At 63.3% G+C, this 20,101-nt stretch carries 17 protein-coding genes; 5 read left to right on the top strand and 12 right to left on the bottom strand.

All coding sequences use genetic code 11. From position 1 onward, the window contains the following. Positions 1–35: 35 nt before the first annotated feature. From K3181_RS01360 to K3181_RS01325, 8 genes are all read right to left on the bottom strand, one after another. Positions 36–1,199: a GGDEF domain-containing protein gene (locus tag K3181_RS01360; protein ID WP_221600102.1), complete on the bottom strand. Its 1,164-nt coding sequence runs from the start codon at positions 1,197–1,199 to the stop codon at positions 36–38. Between the two features lie 62 nt (positions 1,200–1,261). After that, positions 1,262–2,185 (bottom strand): lysozyme, encoded by a 924-nt coding sequence (locus K3181_RS01355; protein ID WP_247714823.1) that lies wholly within the window; start codon positions 2,183–2,185, stop codon positions 1,262–1,264. A gap of 175 nt (positions 2,186–2,360) precedes the next feature. Next, positions 2,361–3,539, bottom strand: coding sequence for a GGDEF domain-containing protein (locus K3181_RS15780; RefSeq protein WP_221600100.1), 1,179 nt, complete (start codon positions 3,537–3,539; stop codon positions 2,361–2,363). A 150-nt stretch (positions 3,540–3,689) separates the two neighbouring features. Continuing rightward, positions 3,690–5,759, bottom strand: a complete 2,070-nt coding sequence (locus tag K3181_RS01345) for a M13 family metallopeptidase (protein WP_221600098.1) — start codon at positions 5,757–5,759, stop codon at positions 3,690–3,692. A gap of 161 nt (positions 5,760–5,920) precedes the next feature. Continuing rightward, a complete protein-coding gene (locus K3181_RS01340; RefSeq protein WP_221600096.1) occupies positions 5,921–6,232 on the bottom strand; it encodes a hypothetical protein in 312 nt (103 codons plus the stop codon). A 370-nt stretch (positions 6,233–6,602) separates the two neighbouring features. Then, a complete protein-coding gene (locus K3181_RS01335; protein WP_221600094.1) occupies positions 6,603–7,154 on the bottom strand; it encodes a hypothetical protein in 552 nt (183 codons plus the stop codon). A 2-nt stretch (positions 7,155–7,156) separates the two neighbouring features. Then, a complete protein-coding gene (locus K3181_RS01330; protein WP_221600092.1) occupies positions 7,157–7,771 on the bottom strand; it encodes a cysteine peptidase family C39 domain-containing protein in 615 nt (204 codons plus the stop codon). Between the two features lie 5 nt (positions 7,772–7,776). Next, positions 7,777–9,447, bottom strand: coding sequence for a hypothetical protein (locus K3181_RS01325; protein WP_221600090.1), 1,671 nt, complete (start codon positions 9,445–9,447; stop codon positions 7,777–7,779). A 216-nt stretch (positions 9,448–9,663) separates the two neighbouring features. On the opposite strand from K3181_RS01325, the gene uvrA reads away from it, so the two are divergent. Continuing rightward, a complete protein-coding gene (gene uvrA / locus K3181_RS01320) occupies positions 9,664–12,630 on the top strand; it encodes an excinuclease ABC subunit UvrA (RefSeq protein ID WP_221600088.1) in 2,967 nt (988 codons plus the stop codon). Here uvrA and K3181_RS01315 read toward each other — a convergent pair. Then, positions 12,551–12,769, bottom strand: coding sequence for a hypothetical protein (locus K3181_RS01315; RefSeq protein WP_221600086.1), 219 nt, complete (start codon positions 12,767–12,769; stop codon positions 12,551–12,553). The genes uvrA and K3181_RS01315 overlap by 80 nt on opposite strands. Before the next feature lie 281 nt (positions 12,770–13,050). Between K3181_RS01315 and K3181_RS01310 the strand changes: the two genes are divergently transcribed. After that, positions 13,051–14,964, top strand: a complete 1,914-nt coding sequence (locus K3181_RS01310) for an ATP-dependent nuclease (RefSeq protein WP_221600084.1) — start codon at positions 13,051–13,053, stop codon at positions 14,962–14,964. A gap of 67 nt (positions 14,965–15,031) precedes the next feature. Here the strand turns inward: K3181_RS01310 and K3181_RS01305 are convergent, their stop codons facing one another. After that, entirely contained in the window at positions 15,032–15,703 is a 672-nt protein-coding gene (locus tag K3181_RS01305; RefSeq protein WP_221600082.1) for a hypothetical protein, read from the bottom strand. 179 nt (positions 15,704–15,882) lie between these two features. On the opposite strand from K3181_RS01305, the gene K3181_RS01300 reads away from it, so the two are divergent. Next, the gene (locus tag K3181_RS01300) at positions 15,883–16,113 is read left to right on the top strand and encodes a hypothetical protein (RefSeq protein WP_221600080.1); all 231 of its coding nucleotides are present in this window, start codon (positions 15,883–15,885) and stop codon (positions 16,111–16,113) included. Between the two features lie 366 nt (positions 16,114–16,479). After that, a complete protein-coding gene (locus K3181_RS01295; RefSeq protein ID WP_221600078.1) occupies positions 16,480–17,472 on the top strand; it encodes a hypothetical protein in 993 nt (330 codons plus the stop codon). On the opposite strand, the gene K3181_RS15570 is transcribed toward K3181_RS01295, so the two are convergent. Continuing rightward, on the bottom strand, positions 17,469–18,173 hold the full coding sequence (locus K3181_RS15570; protein ID WP_247714822.1) for a helix-turn-helix transcriptional regulator: 705 nt from the start codon (positions 18,171–18,173) through the stop codon (positions 17,469–17,471). The two genes, K3181_RS01295 and K3181_RS15570, sit on opposite strands and share 4 nt — an antisense overlap. A gap of 320 nt (positions 18,174–18,493) precedes the next feature. Here K3181_RS15570 and K3181_RS01285 point away from each other — a divergent pair, with 320 nt between their 5' ends. After that, complete coding sequence (locus K3181_RS01285; RefSeq protein WP_221600077.1) at positions 18,494–19,126, top strand: response regulator transcription factor; 633 nt, start codon at positions 18,494–18,496, stop codon at positions 19,124–19,126. Positions 19,127–19,157: 31 nt separating this feature from the next. Here the strand turns inward: K3181_RS01285 and K3181_RS01280 are convergent, their stop codons facing one another. Beyond that, entirely contained in the window at positions 19,158–19,676 is a 519-nt protein-coding gene (locus tag K3181_RS01280) for a septal ring lytic transglycosylase RlpA family protein (RefSeq protein WP_221600075.1), read from the bottom strand. Positions 19,677–20,101: the final 425 nt, after the last annotated feature.

Here is a 20,101-nt window from a genome sequence, read left to right as displayed (position 1 = left end):
GGTGGCGCCGTTTCGGTCGGCGCATGGCTAGAGGATCAGGCGGCCTCGCGGCAAATCCGGTCGCGGCCGTCGCGTTTCGCCTGATAGAGCGCATGGTCGGCGCGGTGCAAGGCATCGCAGACCTGTTCGCCGCGATAGATCGGCGAAATGCCGATCGAGGCGGTGCCCAGCTTGGGCGGCAGGCCGATACTGACCGCAACGCCGCTCATCGCCAGATGCAGCTGCGCGGCGATGCGGTCCGCCTCGTCATCGTCCGAGACCGCGAGGAAGACGGCGAATTCCTCGCCTCCCAGACGCGCGGCGAAATGGCCATCGCCCGGTGACCTGGCGACGAAGTCCCCCAGCACCTGCGCCACCTCTATCAGCACGCGGTCGCCCGTCTCATGGCCGAACCGATCGTTGACCTGCTTGAAATTGTCGAGGTCGATCAGGAGCATGTGATGCTTGTCGCCCGGGGCATCGAGGTGGATCTGGCGATCGAACAGCGCGCGGCGGTTGAACAGCCCGGTCAGCGGGTCGTGGTCGGCGAAGAATTCTGCGCGCGCCAGCGCCTCCTCCAGCTCCTCGGACAGGCGCTGGTTCTCGACCAGCGTATCGGCTGCGTCGAGCCGCTGGTGCGCGCTGCCGATGCTGAAGGTGCCGACACCCGTGGCGATGAAGGCCAGCCCGCCGAACAGCCAGACCGCCGTGTTCCACGGGGTCAGGGCGGCCGCGCCGAGGAAGGTCACCACGAACCCGGCTGCGAAGGGCAGGGCGATGCGCTTGATCGCCGAGGTGTTCGCCAGAACGAGCGAAACGCCGATGAAGACACCCGCCGTGACGATATAGGAGGCCGGGTGAAGATGGGGTCGGAGGAACACCGGAATGATCAGCCCGGCCCAGCTGGCCCCGCCGAAGGCCGCGAGGACGGCGGCGGAGCGCAACGAAACGCGTATGTCGGTGCCTGCGCGGAGGCGTCTGCGGATATGCTGGTAGAGGATGGCGTTGCACAGGATCGCCGCGAGACGCAGCACCAGCGGGAACAGGAAGTCGCGCGCGTTGGGCAGCCACTGGGCGGCGCCGACGATCAGCGCCGTCCCGATCACATTGGCGAGAAAGGTGCGGCCTTCAAGGTCGGCGACCGAGTGCACGAGCACGCGCAGGCGCTCCCGGCGCCACTGCTCGTCCCGCTCGCTGGTCTTCCCGGCCACGTCGCTCATTTTCCTCGCTGACATGAGCGAGTGTTAGCCGGTTAATGTAAAAACAGTGTAACTTCGAACGATCAGGCGGAATTGTCGGGGGATTTTCCCGCTTCGCGCGGATCGCCATAGGCAGAATTGGTGAAGATGCGTTCGCGCCGGTCGCTGCGATGCATCAGGCCGCGGGCGAACCGGCCGCCGGCATGGGTATAGTCGAGCTCGGCGGCGATCGCCTCGTAGTCGCCTTCCGCGATCGCCGCGTTGAGACGCGGGCTCTCGCTCTCGGCAACATTGCCGAAGCCGACATTGTAGACGAGATCGAGCAGGGCATCGAACTCGTGCTGGTGCAGCGGCAGGTCGCCGACCAGGCGACGGACGCCGCGCTCGGCCTCGGTGAGGTCGGAGGCGAGGAACTCGCGCATCTGCCGCTCGCTCACGCGGTCGCCGACCTCCAGCCCGTCCTCGGGCCGGACCAGATGGCCCACCCCCACGGTCTTGTATCCGGCGACGTCGCGATAGACTGTGTAGCGCACGCCTTCCTCTTCGAGCAGCGTCCGCTTGAAGGAGTCGCTCGCCTTGAGCAGCGCGGCGGGCATGCGCGCAACATCGACCTGATCGACGACCAGCTGGGCAACGCCATCGGTGCTCGGTTTGCGGGCCTTGGGCGGGCCGGTGAACGCCGTCAGGCCGAGCGCCCCGGCGCCGAGCATCAACGTCGCGCGCCTGCGGTTGGAGAGCTTGGGCCGCACGCCGAAGGCCTGCGACGCGGCCTTGCGCGCACGCCGCAACTCGCGGCGATGGCGGCGTTCGCGGCTCAGCCGGGCAAAGAAACTCTGCGGGCTTTCGCCCTTCGTCCGCTGCGGCGAGGCCGACCATTCGACATCGTCGAGGGGACGGTTGAGCTCGGCAAGGATGGACTTGAGCGTCTCGCTTGATGTGTCGGCGCGCGCCGGGGATTGGCCCGGGCGGTCGGGCTGGTCCCCCGTCCGCGCGAAGTCCGTGGCCATGGGGCGGGAACCTTTCGTCGGATCGATCGGGTTGCCAAGCCAGCGTTGCGGCGCAGGGAATACAAATCTGCACGCGCGGTGCGGGTGGCGGTTTCATGGGGAGAACGGTCGACGGGGCTGGATCGGTCCCCGGTTCGTCGCTGCCGTGCCACGCCCGGGCGGCAGCCCGCGCGGGTTAGGCGGCGCGGCGCACCCGGTTGCGACCGTGGTCCTTCGCCTCGTAGCAGGCGCCATCGGAGCGCTGCAGCGCATCGTCGAGGCCTTCGCCGAAACGCCAGCAGGTCAGGCCGATCGAGGCCGAGATGGCGATTTCGGGATGATCGGGGAAAAGCTGGCCGAGCTCGGCTATACGCCCGCGGAGCTGTTCGGCGGCTTCGATCATCTCGGCATCGTCGAAGCCGCGCGCAAAGACGAGGAATTCCTCTCCGCCGAGCCGGAAGCACTGGTGCGCGCCGTCCTCGCCGAGCGCGCGACACCAATCGCGAATGACATCGGCAGTCGCGATCAGGACGCGGTCCCCGACCGCATGGCCATAAGTGTCGTTGATCGCCTTGAAGCGGTCGAGGTCGATCGTGAGCAGGTGGCGCGAGAGCCCGCTGCCGTCGAGGCGCGTTTCCTCGAACAGCTTGCGCCGGTTGAACAGCCCGGTCAGCGGATCGCGCCAGCTGAGGAATTCTGCATGCGCCAGGGCATCGGCGAGGTCTTCGGACAATTGCCGGTTCTCGACCAGGATTTGCGCCGCACTGCGCATGTGCAGCCCGGCCGACGAACTGTAGAGACGTATGCCGAGCAGGACCAGCGTGACGACGCCGATCATCGCCAGGTCGCCGTTCGCGGGATGGAACAGGATCAGCGCGCAGGCGGTCACCCAGAAGCTCCCCAGCATGGCATCGACCGAGCGGGGGAGGGCCGCCAGCGTCACCGAGATCAGCGTGACGGCGACGACCACCACCAGCTGGATCATCCGTACCGCGCCCAGCGGGCTGTCGGCCGGCTGCGGCCACAGGAGCAGGGCCAGCGTCACCCCGGTCAGTACCATGGCGAGGATCAGGATCCGGCGCGAATTCTTCAGCGGGGTGCGCGCACGCACCCGGCGCTCGAGCATCGATGCGGCGGTGCGCGTGAACAGGAAAGAGGCAAGCCGCAGTGCCAGCAGGCCGGCCATGAAAGCAACGTCGGGCAGCATTGCCACCCCCAGCGCCATCAGCGCCATCGCGATCAGGCTCGAGGGCAGCGAACGCCGCTCGCGCTCGAGCATGGCAATAACCGCCTCGCGCTCGATCTCGGAGGAATCGACCGGGATGCGCGAAAACACGCCGACAGAATCGTCGTCAGATGGCTTGGCGATCTGCACGTGCTGGCGTCCCTAAGTCCCTCTCCTGACGGGCAAATAGCACCCGTAACGAGAAATCCTTAACGAAATCGCCTGCCATGTTCATATTTTTGCGGAATGAGCCGGGGGCGGCATCCCGAACCTACCGGTCCGATGCCGCCCCCGATCTCCTTACCAGATCCGCGCGCGATCCTCGGGCGCGATATACATCTCGTCGTCGGGCGTGATGCCGAAGGCTTCGTACCACGCATCGACATTGCGCAGCGGCGCGATCGTACGATAGCGCGCCGGGCTGTGCGGGTCGGTGGCGACCTGGTTGCGCAGGCTGTCTTCGCGCGCCTTGGCCCGCCACACCTGCGCATAGGCGAGGAAGAAGCGCTGGTCGCCGGTCAGCCCGTCGATCACCGGCGCTTCCTCGCCGTTCAGCGACTTCTTGTAGGCATCGTAGGCCACTAGAACGCCGGCGAGGTCGGCGATGTTCTCGCCCATCGTCAGGTCCGGATTGATGAAGCTGCCGGGGACGACTTCGAACTTGGCATACTGGTCGCCGAACTTCTTGGCTTCGGCATTGAAGCGTTCCGCATCGCCCGCGGTCCACCAGTCCCTGATCGCGCCGGTGGCGTCGATCTTGCGGCCCTGGTCGTCGAAGCCGTGGCTGATTTCATGGCCGATGACCACGCCGATCGCGCCATAGTTCACCGCCGGGTCGGCCCAGGGGTCGAAGAAGGGCGGCTGCAGGATGCCGGCCGGGAAGACCATCTTGTTCTCCAGCCCGCCGTTATAGGCGTTCACCGTCTGCGGGTTCATGCCCCACTTGCTGCGATCAACCGGCTTGCCGAGGTCGCTCATCTGGTAGTCGGCGTTGAACTTGGTCGCGGCGACCATGTTGCCGTAGAGGTCGTCCGGCGACATCGGCAGCTGTGAATAGTCGCGGAATTCCTTGGGGTAGCCGACCATCACGTCCATCCGCTCGAGCTTTTCGAGCGCTGCGGCCTTGGTCTCGGCGCTCATCCAGTCGTTTTCGCGGATGCGGTCGCCCATGGCGAGCTTCAGGTTGGTGACCAGCTCGTCCATGCGGGTCTTGGCGATCCTGGGGAAGTATTCGGCGACATAGGCTTCGCCGACCAGCTCGCCGAGCTGCCCGTCGATGGTGTCGACCGCGCGCTTCCAGCGGGCGCGCTGTTCGCTGGTGCCGTTCAGCGCGCTGGTGAACTCGAACCGGCTGTCGACCATCTTCTTGTTGAGATAGGGCGATGCCTGGTGGCTGATGCGGACCTTCTGCCACAGCTTCAGCGTTTCGAGGTCGGTGCTGCCGTAAAGCGCCGCAATGCCCTTAACGGCAGTGTTGTCGGTGACGATGATGCGGTCCTGCGGTGGGATGTTGTTGCCTTCGAAGAAAGCATCCCAGTCGATGCCCGGCGCATAGGCGGCCAGTTCGGCGCCCGACATCGGATTGTTGATCTTCTCGATCTGGCGCGTCAGCTCGACGTCCCAGTTGAGCTCCGCCACATAGGTTTCGAAGGTCATCACGCGGCTCGCCGCCTCGCGCGGGTTCTTCTCGCCGATGTTGCGGAAGGTACGCTCGAGATAGGCGAGGTAGGCGGCGCGCTGCGGGGCGAACTTCTCGTTGAAGTAATAGTCCTTCTCCGGCAGGCCGAGGCCCGCGGAGAACAGCCACAGCGAGTTCATCGTCGGATCGTCGGGATCGGCATAGGGGCCTGCGCCGAACAGCGAGCCGCCGAACTTGCCGTAGGTCGACCCCATGTAGCGGGCGAATTCGACCTTGTCGGCGAGCGCATCGACCTGCGCCAGTTCGCGCTTCAGCGGAGCGATACCGACCTTCTCGATCGCCTTTTCATCCATGAAGCTGCTGTAGAGCGCACCGTATTGCGTGCCCGCGGGCGCTTCGGTGATGAGGCCGTTGACCTGCTCGGTCACGTCTTCGCGCAGATTGTAGAACGATCCGACCGAGGGGCGATCGCCGGGGATTTCGGTGCGGTCGATCCAGGCGCCGCTGGCATAGCGTTCGAAGTCGTCGCCGGGCTTGGCGGCGGTGTCGCGCGCAGTCAGGTCGAGGCCGTAGTCGCCGATCTTGGCCTGGCCGGTGACGACGATGGTGTTCTCGCCATTCGAAGCGGCGGTAGTGTCTTCTCCCTGCGCGTAGGCGGGCGCGGACAGGGCAAGGCCCAGCGCCAGCGCCGAAACGGCGGCGCCACGGGCGAGTGAACGGGTGCGAAGCATGTTTGAGTCCCCTGGATTACAGTCGCGCGCCTGCTAGCGCGCTTCTTTCGCCCGGAGCAAGACTAGTCGGCGAACGGTGCAGATGCCTCTGCGAGCGGCAGGCTGTGGCGCACCATCGCCCACCGGCGGGGCCGGAATACGACGATGTACGACCGCTCGCGTCAGCGCGCGCAATATTCGTAGTGGCCGCTTTCGCACATGCGCACCGCGTGGCGCCAGGCGGCCATGCGCTTTTCATGCTCGGCCAGCTGGTTGGGATAATCGCGGGTCGCCTGCCAGCCCTTGGCTTGTTCGGCATCGCGCTTCTGGACGTAGCGCAGCTGTTCGAGATTGAGCTGGCGGATGATCGCCGCATCGCGCTCGCGCGCCTGCCTCGAACGCATCGACGGATCGTTCGGGTCGTCGGCCAGGACAGGCGTGGACAGGGCAATGGAGCCGAGTGCAATTGCACCGGCCAGCAGACGAGCATTCATGAAGTGCGACCTTCCCTCAAGTTTTCGATCCCGCCCGAGCGATAGCGCGGGGAATATGAACGAAACATTCTCCGGCTACGCAGGCTGTCGCTGCTCCGGTGCGGCCGGTCGCAGCCATTCCCGTTTGTTTCCGAGGCGTTGCAATTTGGCATCGCGGGATCGCGTTGCGCGCCTGCGGCAGTTCGCGTGTCGGCGCCCAAACCAGCAGCAGCCCGAGGGCGATCAGGATGGTCGCCGCGGGTGCTTTGGCCAGCTAGTCGATCAGCCCGGGCAAGGCCTTGATGAGGTCGATCGGCGCACCGGGCATCCCTTCGAGGCCCTCTTCCGGTCGCGCGGGCGCCGGCTTGGCGTTAGCCGCCTTCCACATCGACTAGAGCGCGATGATACCCTTCAGCGCATGTTCGAGATCCTTCAAGCAGGATAGCCGATCGCTGATACCGCGGTCGTCGACGACGAAGAAGTCATTCTCCTGATGACGCTCAGCCATCCAGACAGCGCTCCATCGCAGTACCGGATAAAGCAGCAAACGCGGGGCGAAGCGAAGATTGTTCTCGCGAGACGCAGCATGGCGGCATGCGACTTGCACAGCATTCACAAAGGTCGCGGCACTATGGTCAATTCGACAACAGCGATGGGTTCCGCCGCTCGACCTGGCGTAATCTGCGGTCGCAGGGCAGGGTAGTGAACCAGTGAAATCCTCAAATGTCGCCACATACCGCCAACCTACGCGGCGAAATTCGGGCATTCGGCCATTCGATAAATTGGCCAGCGCTACGCGACCGGTAGGCCCGGTGTAGATCGGCAGGCCGGCGAGTTTTCCGTTAAGCCTCGAACTCGTCGTATTCGCATAGGTGTTCGACAAGTCCAGTACCGCCTGCGCTCGCGCGATCTTGGATAGCCGCACCTTGAGGATACGCGCCACGGCTATTCTCTCGCGGCCGTATAAACCGCGTCAACAAATCCGAAGATTTGTCGCCCAGTCTCAGCATCCCAGCCGGGATAGCGATCAAATTCGGTTCCGCTCAGCAAGTAGCGGTTGTCCGACTTTAAGTCTGTTGCCGACGGATCGTACACCCAAAAAGAGTAGCTACCGTCGCTCGCCGTGATGTAGCCGAACACACATACGTTATGGGACAGGCCAGTCCTCCATGTGATGACGGCGGAAGCCGGATTTCCCGCATCGATGCTGTCGCGCAGCTCCTTCCGAAGTTGATCGCCGTGATAGCTCCTGCGGTAGTATCTCGCACCCAACCAGCCTGCGTTACGAAGTTGCGAAACGACCGAACCCACCTTGCGCGGCGTATCATCGAGCGAGCCTTGGACGAGCATGACGAGGTCGGCTTGCGAACGGCTGGAGCGATGCCCGAAGCTGGTACCGGGATTGACGCGGCAGAGCTCAAGGCCAACCGCGGCCCAGCACCAGTTGGAACATTGTTGGTCGTCGAAGTCGATGGCGATGGACCTGTGGGCGGTCGCCAATGGCACGGCCGAGAATTTTTCCGTCGCGAGTGCGTCATATACTAAATCGTCCATCGACATCGAGTTTACTCGTCGTCTTCGGCTTCGCGGATTTGCTTTTCGAGTTGAGCGATCTTGGCTTTGAGCGTCAGCATGTCCACCTCCGCTTCGAGTACCGCAATCTCGCTCGGCTTAGGCGAGGTAAGAGTGTCAATTTCCTGTTGGGTTTTCAGCAGATCACGCTTTCGCTGCAATTCGGTAAGCACTTCCCCGGCGAGCGCCTTCTCCGCATCTAGCTTGGCCTTTTTGTAGGCTGCCACTTCTTGCTGAACCTTGAGCACCTCCCCCGATGCCGTTGTAAGCAGGTCCAACGCTTCCTTGGCACCGCTCTTCGTTTTTTCGTACGATACCTTTGACGGTGTACCGGCCTGGTCGAACAGCACTTCAAGCGAATTGCTTTCCGCAAACTTGTTCTTGAGCGGCAGCAACTGCAATCGACCAAGTTGGATGACGCGCAATGATTTCTTCAAGACCTCCTGATGGTCCTTGCCCGTGGTGGTGACCTCGAGACGTGCGGGTACAGCTGAGCGGTAGACTATCCCATCGAACGACTTGTTGGCTTCGACGCTGCAACCTACAGAAGCGCCGTCGCCATCGCAGATCGGCTCTCCCTGCTGTTGAGGCAAAATGCTCGCTAGAAGACGAACCTCGTTCGCGAGCGAAGGAAAATCGGGTTCGCTCTCTTCGAATGCACCGGAAAAGGTCTCCTCGAGTGATTCGACGCTGGGTTGGATGGTCGTCCGGAAGCTACCGCTCTGCCCGACCATTTGCTTCGCCGAAACCGACAGCTTTCCGTTCAGGTAGGCAAGGGCCTCCTTTTGCGCTTTCAGGGTGCCATCGACCGTTTCGAGCTTGCCTTTCTCGCCCTTGAGTAGCGCTTTCAGGGCCTCGATCGCAGCCTCGTCGAGCGTGCCGGTCGCAAGCTTCACATTGATTTCGCCGATTTTCGCACCGATCAGCTTGAGCTTGTTCTCATTGTCCTTGATGGACTTCAGCACGTCGTTGCGCTGCCTGACCAGGCCTTTGGTCCTCTCGGTGCATTGCTCCATTGTGACCGATACGTCGCCTGCCGCAGCCGGACCAGCGCCCGCCGGAACGGCACCGCCAAGGCCGAATGCGATCCGGGCAACATTACCTGCAAAGCCGATCGCACTCTTTAGAGCCTCGCCTTCCTGGCCTTCCAGCTTCGCGTTGATCGACTTGAGGATGAGGGTGTCAGAGTAATACTCGGCCGTGATTGAGCCGGTCTTGAATGCCTCGGTCAGCTTTTCGTAGTCGATCAGCAACCTCTCGCCCTCGATGGTTCTTGCTGCATACGTCGCGGTCGGCTTCAGGACGATTTCCATCTGGGCTCCGAGCTCGTTCACCTTCGGCCAGCCGATACCGTCGCTCGCCAGCGCGGCTGTGCGAATTTCACCGCCCTCGAACTTGCGAAGAAACCGGCTTGTCCCCGACTCGAGTGAGAAGATTTTCGCCGAAGTGAGCGCCCCCGCATCATTCGGGTCACGCGTAAAGGTGATTGTCTTGCAATCGACCAGTGCCCAATTGGCCTCAACCTCGATCTGCGTTTCCGGCAAGCGGTATTCGATGCCGCGTGCGATCTCGTGGATGCCCGGAGGTTTGGTACTCTCCAGCGTTGTAGTGCAACCTCCCGCCAAAACAGCGAGAATCCCAATAGCTGCTGCATGCAATTTCATTGTACTACTCCGTTGCGGATCGAGAGTTTGGTATCATCCGCACGTCGACGAAGCTGTGATCCTCGTCACACCTGCGAATTGTTGTCTCTCGGAAACTTGACCTCCGCGCTGAACGGTGCGAACATTTCAAGAACATTCCTGCCCGATACCTCCCTTTCAGGCGGTCATCCGCAGCCCCGCTGGACTCTCGCCCACTCAAACCCCAAGTGACCCGCCATGGCTCTCACCACAATCTCAGTACGCGGCGCGCGCGAGCACAATCTCAAGGGCGTCGATATCGACCTGCCGCGCGATAGCCTGATCGTCATCACCGGGCTCTCGGGCTCGGGCAAGTCGAGCCTCGCCTTCGACACGATCTATGCCGAAGGGCAGCGGCGTTACGTGGAATCGCTCAGCGCCTATGCGCGGCAGTTCCTCGAGATGATGCAGAAGCCCGATGTCGAGCATATCGACGGGCTCAGCCCCGCGATCTCGATCGAGCAGAAGACCACCAGCCGCAACCCGCGCTCGACTGTGGCGACGGTTACCGAGATCTACGACTACATGCGCCTGCTGTGGGCGCGCGTCGGCGTGCCATACAGCCCCGCCACCGGCCTGCCGATCGAGGCGCAGACCGTCTCCAACATGGTCGACCGCGTGATGGCGCTGCCCGAGGGCACGCGGATCTACCTGCTCGCGCCGGTGGTGCGCGGCCGCAAGGGCGAATACCGCAAGGAGCTAGCCGAGTGGCAGAAGGCGGGCTTCACCCGCGTGCGCGTGGACGGCGAGCTCTATCCGATCGAGGAAGCACCCGCGCTCGACAAGAAGTTCAAGCACGACATCGAGGTGGTGGTCGATCGCCTCGCGGTGAAGGAGGGGATCGAGACGCGGCTGGCCGACAGTTTCGAGACCGCGCTCAAGCTCGCCGAGGGGCTCGCCTATGTCGACCTCGCCGACGGCGTGGTCCCGGGGCGCGAGGACGAGGGGGCCGCGGGTGGGGCGATGAAGGGCGCGGGCATCCCCGCCAACCGCATCGTCTTCTCGGAGAAGTTCTCCTGCCCGGTCTCGGGCTTCACCATCGAGGAGATCGAGCCGCGGCTGTTCTCCTTCAACGCCCCGCAGGGCGCCTGTCCGACCTGCGACGGGATCGGCGAGAAGCAGCTGTTCGACCCGCAGCTGGTCGTCCCCAATGAAGCGCTGAGCCTCAAGAAGGGCGCGGTGGTGCCCTGGGCCAAGAGCAACCCGCCGAGCCCCTATTACATGCAGGTGCTCGCGAGCCTGGCGAAGGAATACGAGTTCAGCCTCGAGACCCCGTGGGAGGATTTCGACCGCGAGATCCGCGACATCATCCTCCATGGAACCAAGGGGCGCGCGATCCCGCTGACCTTCAAGGACGGGCGCAAGGAATACACGGTCAAGAAGCCCTTCGAGGGCGTGATCGGCAATCTCAATCGCCGCATGCTCCAGACCGAGAGCGCGTGGATGCGCGAGGAGTTGGCGAAGTTCCAGACCAGCCAGCCGTGCGAGACCTGCGGCGGCAAGCGGCTCAACGAGAAGGCGCTGAGCGTGAAGGTCGGGCAGGGCGACGAGGCCACCGATATCGCCACGCCGACGAAGATGAGCGTCGCCGATGCCAAGCGCTGGTTCCTCGCTTTGCCCGACCAGCTGGGCGAGACGCAGAAGCAGATCGCGCACGCCATCCTCAAGGAGATCAACGAGCGGCTGGGCTTCCTCGACAATGTCGGGCTCGACTACCTCAATCTCGACCGTACCTCGGGCACGCTGAGCGGCGGGGAGAGCCAGCGCATCCGCCTCGCCAGCCAGATCGGCTCGGGCCTCTCGGGCGTGCTCTACGTGCTCGACGAGCCCAGCATCGGCCTCCACCAGCGCGACAACGACCGGCTGCTCGAAACGCTCAAGCGGCTGCGCGATCTCGGCAACACGGTGATCGTGGTCGAGCATGACGAGGACGCGATCCGCGCCGCCGACCATGTGGTCGATCTCGGCCCGGGCGCGGGCGTCCATGGCGGCGAGGTGGTCGCCGAGGGCACGCTCAAGCAGGTGCTCAAGTCGAAGAGGAGCCTCACCGCCGCCTATCTCAACGGCACGCGCGAAATCGAGGTCCCCGCCAAGCGACGCAAGGGCAACGGGCACCAGCTCACCGTCCACGGCGCGCGCGCGAACAATCTCCGCGACGTCACCGCCAGCCTTCCGCTCGGCACCTTCACCTGCGTCACCGGCGTCTCGGGCTCGGGCAAGTCCTCCTTCACCATCGACACGCTCTACGCCTCCGCGGCGCGCACGCTCAACGGCGCACGCGTGGTCGCGGGCGCGCACGACAAGGTCAGCGGGCTCGAGTTCTGCGACAAGGTGATCGAGATCGACCAGTCGCCCATCGGCCGCACCCCGCGCTCCAACCCGGCGACCTATACCGGCGCCTTCACCCAGATCCGCGACTGGTTCGCCGGCCTCCCCGAGGCGCAGGCGCGCGGCTACAAGCCCGGCCGCTTCAGCTTCAACGTCAAGGGCGGTCGCTGCGAGGCGTGCCAGGGCGACGGGCTGATCAAGATCGAGATGCACTTCCTCCCCGACGTCTACGTCACCTGCGAGGAATGCGGCGGCAAGCGCTACAACCGCGAAACGCTCGAGGTGAAGTTCAAGGGCCACTCGATCGCCGACGTGCTCGACATGACGATCGAGGATGCGGAGGAGTTCTTCAAGGCGGTCCCGCCGATCCGCGACAAGATGCACATGCTGAACGAGGTCGGGCTCGGCTACGTCAAGGTCGGCCAGCAGGCGACCACGCTGTCAGGCGGCGAGGCGCAGCGCGTGAAGCTCGCCAAGGAACTCAGCAAGCGCAGCACCGGGCAGACGCTCTACATCCTCGACGAGCCGACCACGGGCCTCCATTTCGAGGACGTCCGCAAGCTCCTCGAAGTGCTCCACCGGCTGGTCGACCAGGGCAATTCGGTGGTGGTGATCGAGCACAATCTCGACGTCATCAAGACCGCCGACCATATCCTCGACCTCGGCCCCGGCGGCGGCGTGCGCGGCGGCAAGGTGGTCGCGCAGGGCACGCCCGAAGAGGTCGCGGCGGTCGAGGGCAGCTACACCGGGCAGTACCTCAGGCCGATGCTCGAACGCGCCGGATCGGCACCCGCGGCGGCGAAGAAGGCCAGGCGCGAGCGCGAGGCGGCGGAGTAGCGCCCCGCCGCCCGCCGCCGCGCCCGTGGCGGATGCGGCTGCGCAGCTTGAAGACGCGCACGAAGCCCGCGAGCACCTCGGCCATGGCGAGGCCGAGCAGCAGCGTGAACAGCTCGAAACCGATATCGAATTCGCTCATCGCCCGCGCCCACCGGTCCCCCGCCGAGAGCTAGCGCGGGGCGGGGAGGGGGCGCAAGCCATTAAGATTGCCGACCAAATCCTCGTCCTCGGCCCCGGCGGCGGGGTGCGCGGCGGTTAGGTGGTCGCGCAGGGCACGCACGAGGAGGTGGTGGCGGTCGGAACTACACCGGGCAGTATCTCAAGCCGATGTCGGACAGGCAGCGCCAGGCGGCGGAGTAAATGCGCTCGACGTAGCCAAGCTAAAGTGGCAACCTTCTAAGAAATGCTTTGGGGGGGCGTATGAAAATTCTAAGCGCGCGCATCAGAAATTTCCGCGGTATTGTGGACACTACGATCGACTTGGATAACGACGTTCCCGGACAAGTCATCACGCTGATTGGTTTGAACGAGAGCGGCAAAACAACGATCTTGGAGGCGATTTCAAACTTCGTCTCTACTGACACAGACACGCAGACTTTGGTCGAAAATTATTACACCAAGATCGATTCGAGCGGCTTCGTACCAAAACACCGTAGGGGTCGTTTCACAGATTCTGTCTCAATCATTTGTGAGGTCGAACTCAACGAGGATGACGTCAAAATTTTGGCCAAAACAGCTTTGATTCGGACCAACGCGATAATCGATCAGGATGCTTTTCCTCGAGCAATCACCGTTGAGAAGCGGTATAGCTTTTCCGATTCGAAGTTGATAAATCAGGGAAATTATTGGACGTTTACCGTAGAATATAAGAAGAAAAACGGAACAAAGCAATATAAGGGCAGACTAAATTCAGATCCTGTTTGGATGGCTCTGGTTAAAAGACTTAACCCTATGCTTCCTGCTATCATATATTTCCCCACATTTCTTTTCGATGTCCCGGACCGAATTTATCTAGAGGAAATTGAGGGCGAATCAATTCAGAACGCCTACTATCGAAAGGTTTTTCAAGATATTTTGCGGACGGTCGACCCGGAATATTCCATTCAAAAACACATTGTTAAACGAGTAAAGGAGGCTGCGGAGGCATCCGGGGCTGAGAAATTTTTCCGAGCTCTGCTCGGTGCGAGCATCGAAGGTGATATCGATACCGTCGTGCGGGAGGTGTCCAATGAAGCGAGTAAGGTGATCATTGGTGCTTGGGATGAAATATTTGGGAGAAAGCTGCTCAATAAGCGCATCGAGTTTGCGTGGGATTTTGATCCCAATCATAACAATGCGGTGTATGTCGAATTATACATCATCGATGGGCAATCAAAGTATCTTCTAAAAGAAAGATCGCTGGGTTTTCGATGGTTTTTTAGCTTTCTACTTTTTACTCAGTTTCGTCGATCGGGACTTGAGGGACGTCCATCAATTTACCTGTTCGACGAACCGGCTTCTCATTTGCACTCTGGAGCGCAAATAAAGCTTCTTGAGAGCTTTGAAAAAATTTGCGGGCCCGACGATTTAATCGTCTATTCGACTCATAGTCATTATATGGTTAATCCTTTATGGTTGGAAAAGGCCTATATAGTTGACAATAAAGCTATTGATTTAGCCAGTGATGATTTCGATCAATTTTCTACAAAACCAAACGAGATTGAAGCAATAAGATATCGAACATTCGTTTCCGACAATCCTAGCAGGACAACATATTTCCAGCCTGTTTTCGATGCTCTTCGATATCAGATAAGTCCGCTGTCATTCCGTGGGCCAGCGATCTTTCTAGAAGGGAAGTTCGATTTTCACCCCTTTGCATATTTTGCAAAACGTATCGGGGCCGATCCGCAGATGGCGGTATTCCCCGCAAATGGTGCAGGCGATATGGCTACGCTGATAAGTCTTTTTCGCGGTTGGGCAGTCCCATTCGTCATTCTACTTGACGATGATGTTGCGGGAAGGCGGGAGGCAAAGCGCTATCAGGACAATTATGCATTGACTGACGATGAGCTTGTTAATCTTGGTGAACTTGTCCCAAAGACAAAGGGTAAGGCATTCGAAGCGCTTTATGGCGGTGACGTTGAGAAGCTTGTCGAAAAACATGGCTTCAAAAAAGGTCGGAAACTTAAACAGGAAGCCTCTCAACTCTTTCAGCATCTCATTGCATTAAGCGACTATCAGGCGCCAGTCGCTCGAACAGCGACATCTTTTGAACTCCTCATCAGAAAGTTGAGTGAGAAGTTGGACCTCAAGCCTCCAAGGACGTCAAATACGAAGAAAAAGAAGCAGACTTGAATCTTTGCCTCCACTACAACGCGTGCACTGCGGCGCGGCGGCACGGGTTGCGGAGCAGACAGCCTAGTCACCCCGCCAGCGGCACCATCCCCGTTGCCCAGGGTGTCCAGCCCAGCAGGCGCAGCGTGCTGATCCCGACCACCCATGTCAGGCACGTCACCAGCACGGCCAGCGCCAGTGCGCTCTCGCGGCGGGTGCGGGTGAAGGGGAGGGCGGCGGTGGCCAGGATGTAGGGGGCGAGCGCGGGCGGGAAGCCGTTGTAGATGCCGCTGGCATTGTAGAGCAGCCAGAAGCCGACATTGGCGAAGGCGAGGCAGATTCCGATCTGCGCCTTGTGCCGGTCGAACCAGTTGTCGAGATCGGCCCAGTCCTTCGCCTCGTCGGGCCAGACGAGGCTCGCGGCGACGAAGTAGAGCCCCGTTTCGACCATTCCCGCCACCAGCACGGGGATGCTGATCGACACCTCCTGCAGCGTCAGCCAGGCGAGGTTCCACGCGGTGACGAGGTCGACCACCACGATCCCGCCCATGACGGGCGTCATCCAGCCTATGCGTATCGAGCGACTTTTTCGGCCTACCGCTGCGCTGCTTGAGGCCTTCTTGGTCCGGCCTACCGCCTTGCTGCTTGAGGCCGGGAGGCTTCGCGCCTTCAGCACGCGGACGAAGCCCGCCAGCACCTCCGCCATCGCCAGCCCCAGCACCAGCCCGAACAGCGTGAATGCGAAATCGAACCCCGACATGCGTCGTCCTCCCCCAGGGCGACCGTCAGCAGGCCTACACGCGGCGCGGCGCGCGCGTCGAGCGGTTTTCCCGCTTCCCGCCTTGCAGGCGAGCCCCGTTCTCCACCCCATGGTAACCATCCGGATTAACCGCGCGGCGACGGGTTGTGCGCTAGGCATGTGCACAAGGGAGAGCCTGTATGTCCGAGGTCGAACACACCAGCATCGTCGCCGATACGCTCCGGGTGGCCGCGTCGCAGAGCGCCGTCGCCGATCTCGCGGGCGAGGGGGCGCTGTCCTTCGATGCCGCGCTCGACCAAGCGGCTGCGGATATCGCCGGGGGCCTGTTCCAGCCGGTGGTGGTCTCGCTCGTCTCGCTGCTGGCGATCGGTTTCGCCGTGTTCAAGGTCGCGCTCTACTTCGCGAGCTGAGCGGGTGCGCGCGGGGCGCGGCTCCGGCACCTTGCGCGTAAACCATTTTTGCTGACGGATTTGCGGGCGCGCTGTGATCGCATCGCCTCGGCCGTGTTGGACGGGTAGTCCTGTCCTACACGCCTCCATCTGTATAAATAGCCCGGTTCCCCTGCTCCCAACGCACAGGTGAACCATGTTTTCCTTTTTCTTTGTCCCTCAGACGCCGGGCGGCGCACGTCCGTGCGCCTTGGCTTCCTCGCATAAGCTCGGGCGGCCGTGCAGGTGGCCTTTGGCCAGCTGCGTCTTCGACTACGCTTCCGGCCTTGCCTCGCCTTCGGCTCGGATTCTTGCGCGACCCTCCCACCTTTTTCAGGGAGGCGCGGCATGACCGACATGAGCAATCACCCGATCATCCTCCACGCCGACCTCTATGCCGAGGACGAGCGCGCGCCGCAGACGCAGTTCGTGCCCGAGCGGCAGGTCGCCTTCCTCGAGGCGCTCGCGGTGACCGGCAGCGTGCGCGCGGCGGCGCGGCGGGTGAAGGTTTCGCACCAGACCTGCTATCGCGCGCGCCGCTCGAGCGCCGCCTTCGGGCGCGCCTGGGACGCGGCGCTGGTGGTCGCGCGCGGCGCGGCCGAGGCGAAGCTCGCCGATCTCGCCATGAACGGAGTGGTCGAGGAGGTGTGGTATCACGGCGATCTCGTCGGCCAGCGGCGGCGCTTCTCCGACCGCCTGCTGCTGGCGCATCTCGCTCGGCTCGACCGGATGCGCGGCGACGAGCGGATCGAGGCCCTCGCGGAGGATTTCGACGCCATGGTGCTGCGCCTGCGGCGGGGCGAGCCGATCGAGGTGGCGGATGCGGCACAGGATCCCGCTCATGCTGAGCCTGTCGAAGCAGGACGGCCTGGCGCGGGGACCCTTCGACAGGCTCAGGGTGAGCAGGAAAGTTTATCGCCTGGACAGTGTAACACCCGGTCCATGTCTCCTGCGGAAGAGGCGCCCGAGCCGCCCGCCGAGCCCCCCTGCCGCTGCGCCGGCGCGCGCTTCGGGACCGATCGCGGCCAGCCGCATTTCCGGCGCGGGCCGGACGGGCCCGAACCGGTCGTCAATGTCGCGGGCGAAGGGCCGTGCTGCGATGCGCCCACCTGGCCGCAGTGCCGCCACTGCCCGCATTACCCGCCGGTGTCGCGCGTGATCGAGGAAATGGCCGAGCAGCGGCCTGCCGATGCCCCGCTGCTCCATCACCTCGGCGATGCCAATGCGGTCGAGGCGCTGCAGATGGAGGCCTTTTGCGCCGGGGTGGAGGAATGGTGGCGGGTCGCCAGCGAGGAGGAGCTGGCCGGGCGGATCGCGGAGCTGGAGGACGACGCGCCCTAGACGCTGATGATCCCGTATTTGATCCCCTGGACCGCGGCCGAGGCGCGGTCGGTGACGTCGAGCTTGGCGAAGATCCGCTTGATATGCGTGGCGATCGTCGGCCGCTTGTTGCCGAGGATCAGCGCGATCTCGTCATTGCTCTTGCCGTGCGCGATCCAGTGCAGGATCGTGACCTCGCGCGGGGCGAGGTGCGGGCGCTCGAAGTGGCCCTGATCGAGCTGGTCGATGCGCAGGTGCAGCGCCTGTGCCACGCTATGGTAGATCGGGACGTCGGCATGATCGACCCGGTCGGGGTGGTCGACCATCGAGATGCCCACCGCCGCGAGGTGCTGGCGCGGGCCGAAGGTGGGGAACATGTAGCCGTCGGTTACCCCGTGCTCGCGCGCGCGCTCGACGAACTGCAGGTGGTCGGCATTGATCGGGCGCACGTCGGCAATCTCGGCGAAGCGGACCGCGCGGCCGGCACGCGCGACCAGCGCGGGGAAGGGGTCGATGCGGTTGAGCTCCGCGTCGTAGAGCGCGGTCCAGGCCTCGGGAAAGCCGAAGGTCTCGACCTCGGCGCGGCCGGGATACTTGCGCGAGGGGCGGACGTAGCTCAGCGCGTGGAAGCCGTGGTTGCGGAAGAAGGCGCGGGCGATCGCCAGCGCATCGTCGCGGGTCTCGGCGGCCGCGAGTCGGCGGATCGCTCTGCTGTCGTCCATCGCGGGCTCATCCTTTCTCAGGTCGAAACGTCGGGAGGGCGTGATTCGAGTGAATGTCATCCAAAAGGATTACAGGCAAGTTTTGCGGCGCTGCGAACTGCGAACAAGCTTGCCGATCCGGTAACCCTATACCGCATGGTTAACGTGGGACTTCGATCCGCGCGCGAAATCTACCTAAGATGGACGTCATCCGATATGATGACCTCCAACAGGGTGACTAGGGTAAACACAGGGGTCCGGATAGCTATTCATCCGACAGTTGGGGGAATTCATCGCATTCCCGGGCTGGGGGCTTGACACAGGTACGGGATCGCAACGGGATGCATGGCACCACGTTTATTGTCGTCGATGGAAATTATCGTAATCGTCACGAACTGACTTTGGCACTGGGGGACGTGGGTTATGTCGTCCCCGCCGATACGCTCGAGGATCTCGGCGGGCGCTGGCCCGACCAGGCCTGGATGCTGGTCCACGACGGGGGCAACCTCCTCGCCGAGACGCAGCAGGCGCTCGAGGCGGCGGGCAAGTTCTACCCGATGGTGGCCTATGCCGAGCAGGCGAGCATCGCGCGGGTGATGGACGTCCTCGGCAGCGGCGCGGTGGGCTATCTCGAATGGCCGGCCGCTGGCGAGGAACTGCAGCGCTGCCTCGCGAACATCATGACGCGCCGGCGCCAGGGGGCCACCGCGACGCTCGAGCAGGCGCAGGCCAAGCAGCGCATCGGCGCGCTCTCGCCGCGCGAGAAGGAAGTCCTCCACGGGGTCTGCGAGGGCTATTCGAGCAAGGAAGTCGCGCGCACGCTGGGGATCAGCCCGCGGACCGTCGAACTCCACCGCGCCAATGTGCTGACCAAGCTCGGCGTACGCAATCTCGCCGCCGCGGTGCGCCTGTCGGTCGAAGCCGAAATGGCCCCGTCGCTGGGGTCGCCCGACGAGCAGGAACTCGCCGCCTGACGCCGTCGCCCGCGAGCGGGCGATGCAATGCCTACCCGTTGAGGAGCGCGAGCTCGACCGTGTCGCGGCCGTGAGCGATCAGCCCGAGCTCTTCCGCCGCGGCGCGGCTGACGTCGATCACGCGGCCGCCGTGGAAGGGGCCGCGATCGTTGATCCGCACGGTCACCGACTTGCCGGTGCGCGGATTGGTCACCTCGACGAGCGAACCGAAGGGCAGAGTGCGGTGCGCCGCGGTCATCGCATGCATGTCGAAGGTCTCGCCGCTGGCGGTACGGCGGCCGTGGAAGCGACGGCCGTAATAGGAGGCGACGCCGCCCTCGATGGGCGTGGTGGTGCGCGGGGCTTCGACCGCCGGCTCGATCGTCCGCAGGTCGACCGCGCGGGCGGCGGGTTCGGGAGCGGGCGGCAGCACCTCGAAACCGGCAAAGCTGGCTTCGAACTCGGCGGCCTGGGGCTGGGCGGTGTGAACGTGCTCCTTGGGCTGCGCCGCGGTTGCGGGCAGCGCTACGGCGGCAAGGAAACACAAGCTGCGAAACGCGCGTTTGGCCATGATCTGGACCTCCCGTTCGGTTGGAAGGTCTATAGGCGAGCCTGCCAGCCAAGTCGCTAGGACGGCGGGCGGTCGCCCCATTCCTGCCACAGTTCATCGCGCTTGGGGAACGATCACGTCGCGCCGCACAGCATTTAGCGGGTCTTGGGAGGCGTCTGTACAAGCCGTGGATCGGCGCGAGTCCGAATCGCTCTCGGCATCCGGGGAGGGCGTATGGCAAATGGGGCCGGCATTGCTGCCGACCCCACTCTCACCGATGCGTGGTCGTGTCCGAAGACAGGAACTTGGCATCCGATGTTTTCCCTTCCGCTGCGCCCGAAGGCACCGCTTCCGGTTCTGTCACCGGCGCTCGCACCGGCATCCGGCTCCACCCTCCAGTCGCCCCGCTCTGGTGCGCCAGGTCCGAAGACCCTCGCTTCCGTCGC

This window comes from Qipengyuania mesophila (assembly GCF_019711655.1).
Lineage (GTDB): Bacteria > Pseudomonadota > Alphaproteobacteria > Sphingomonadales > Sphingomonadaceae > Qipengyuania > Qipengyuania mesophila.
Note: the sequence above shows the minus strand (reverse complement) of the source record. Positions and strands in the feature narration are given on the sequence as shown.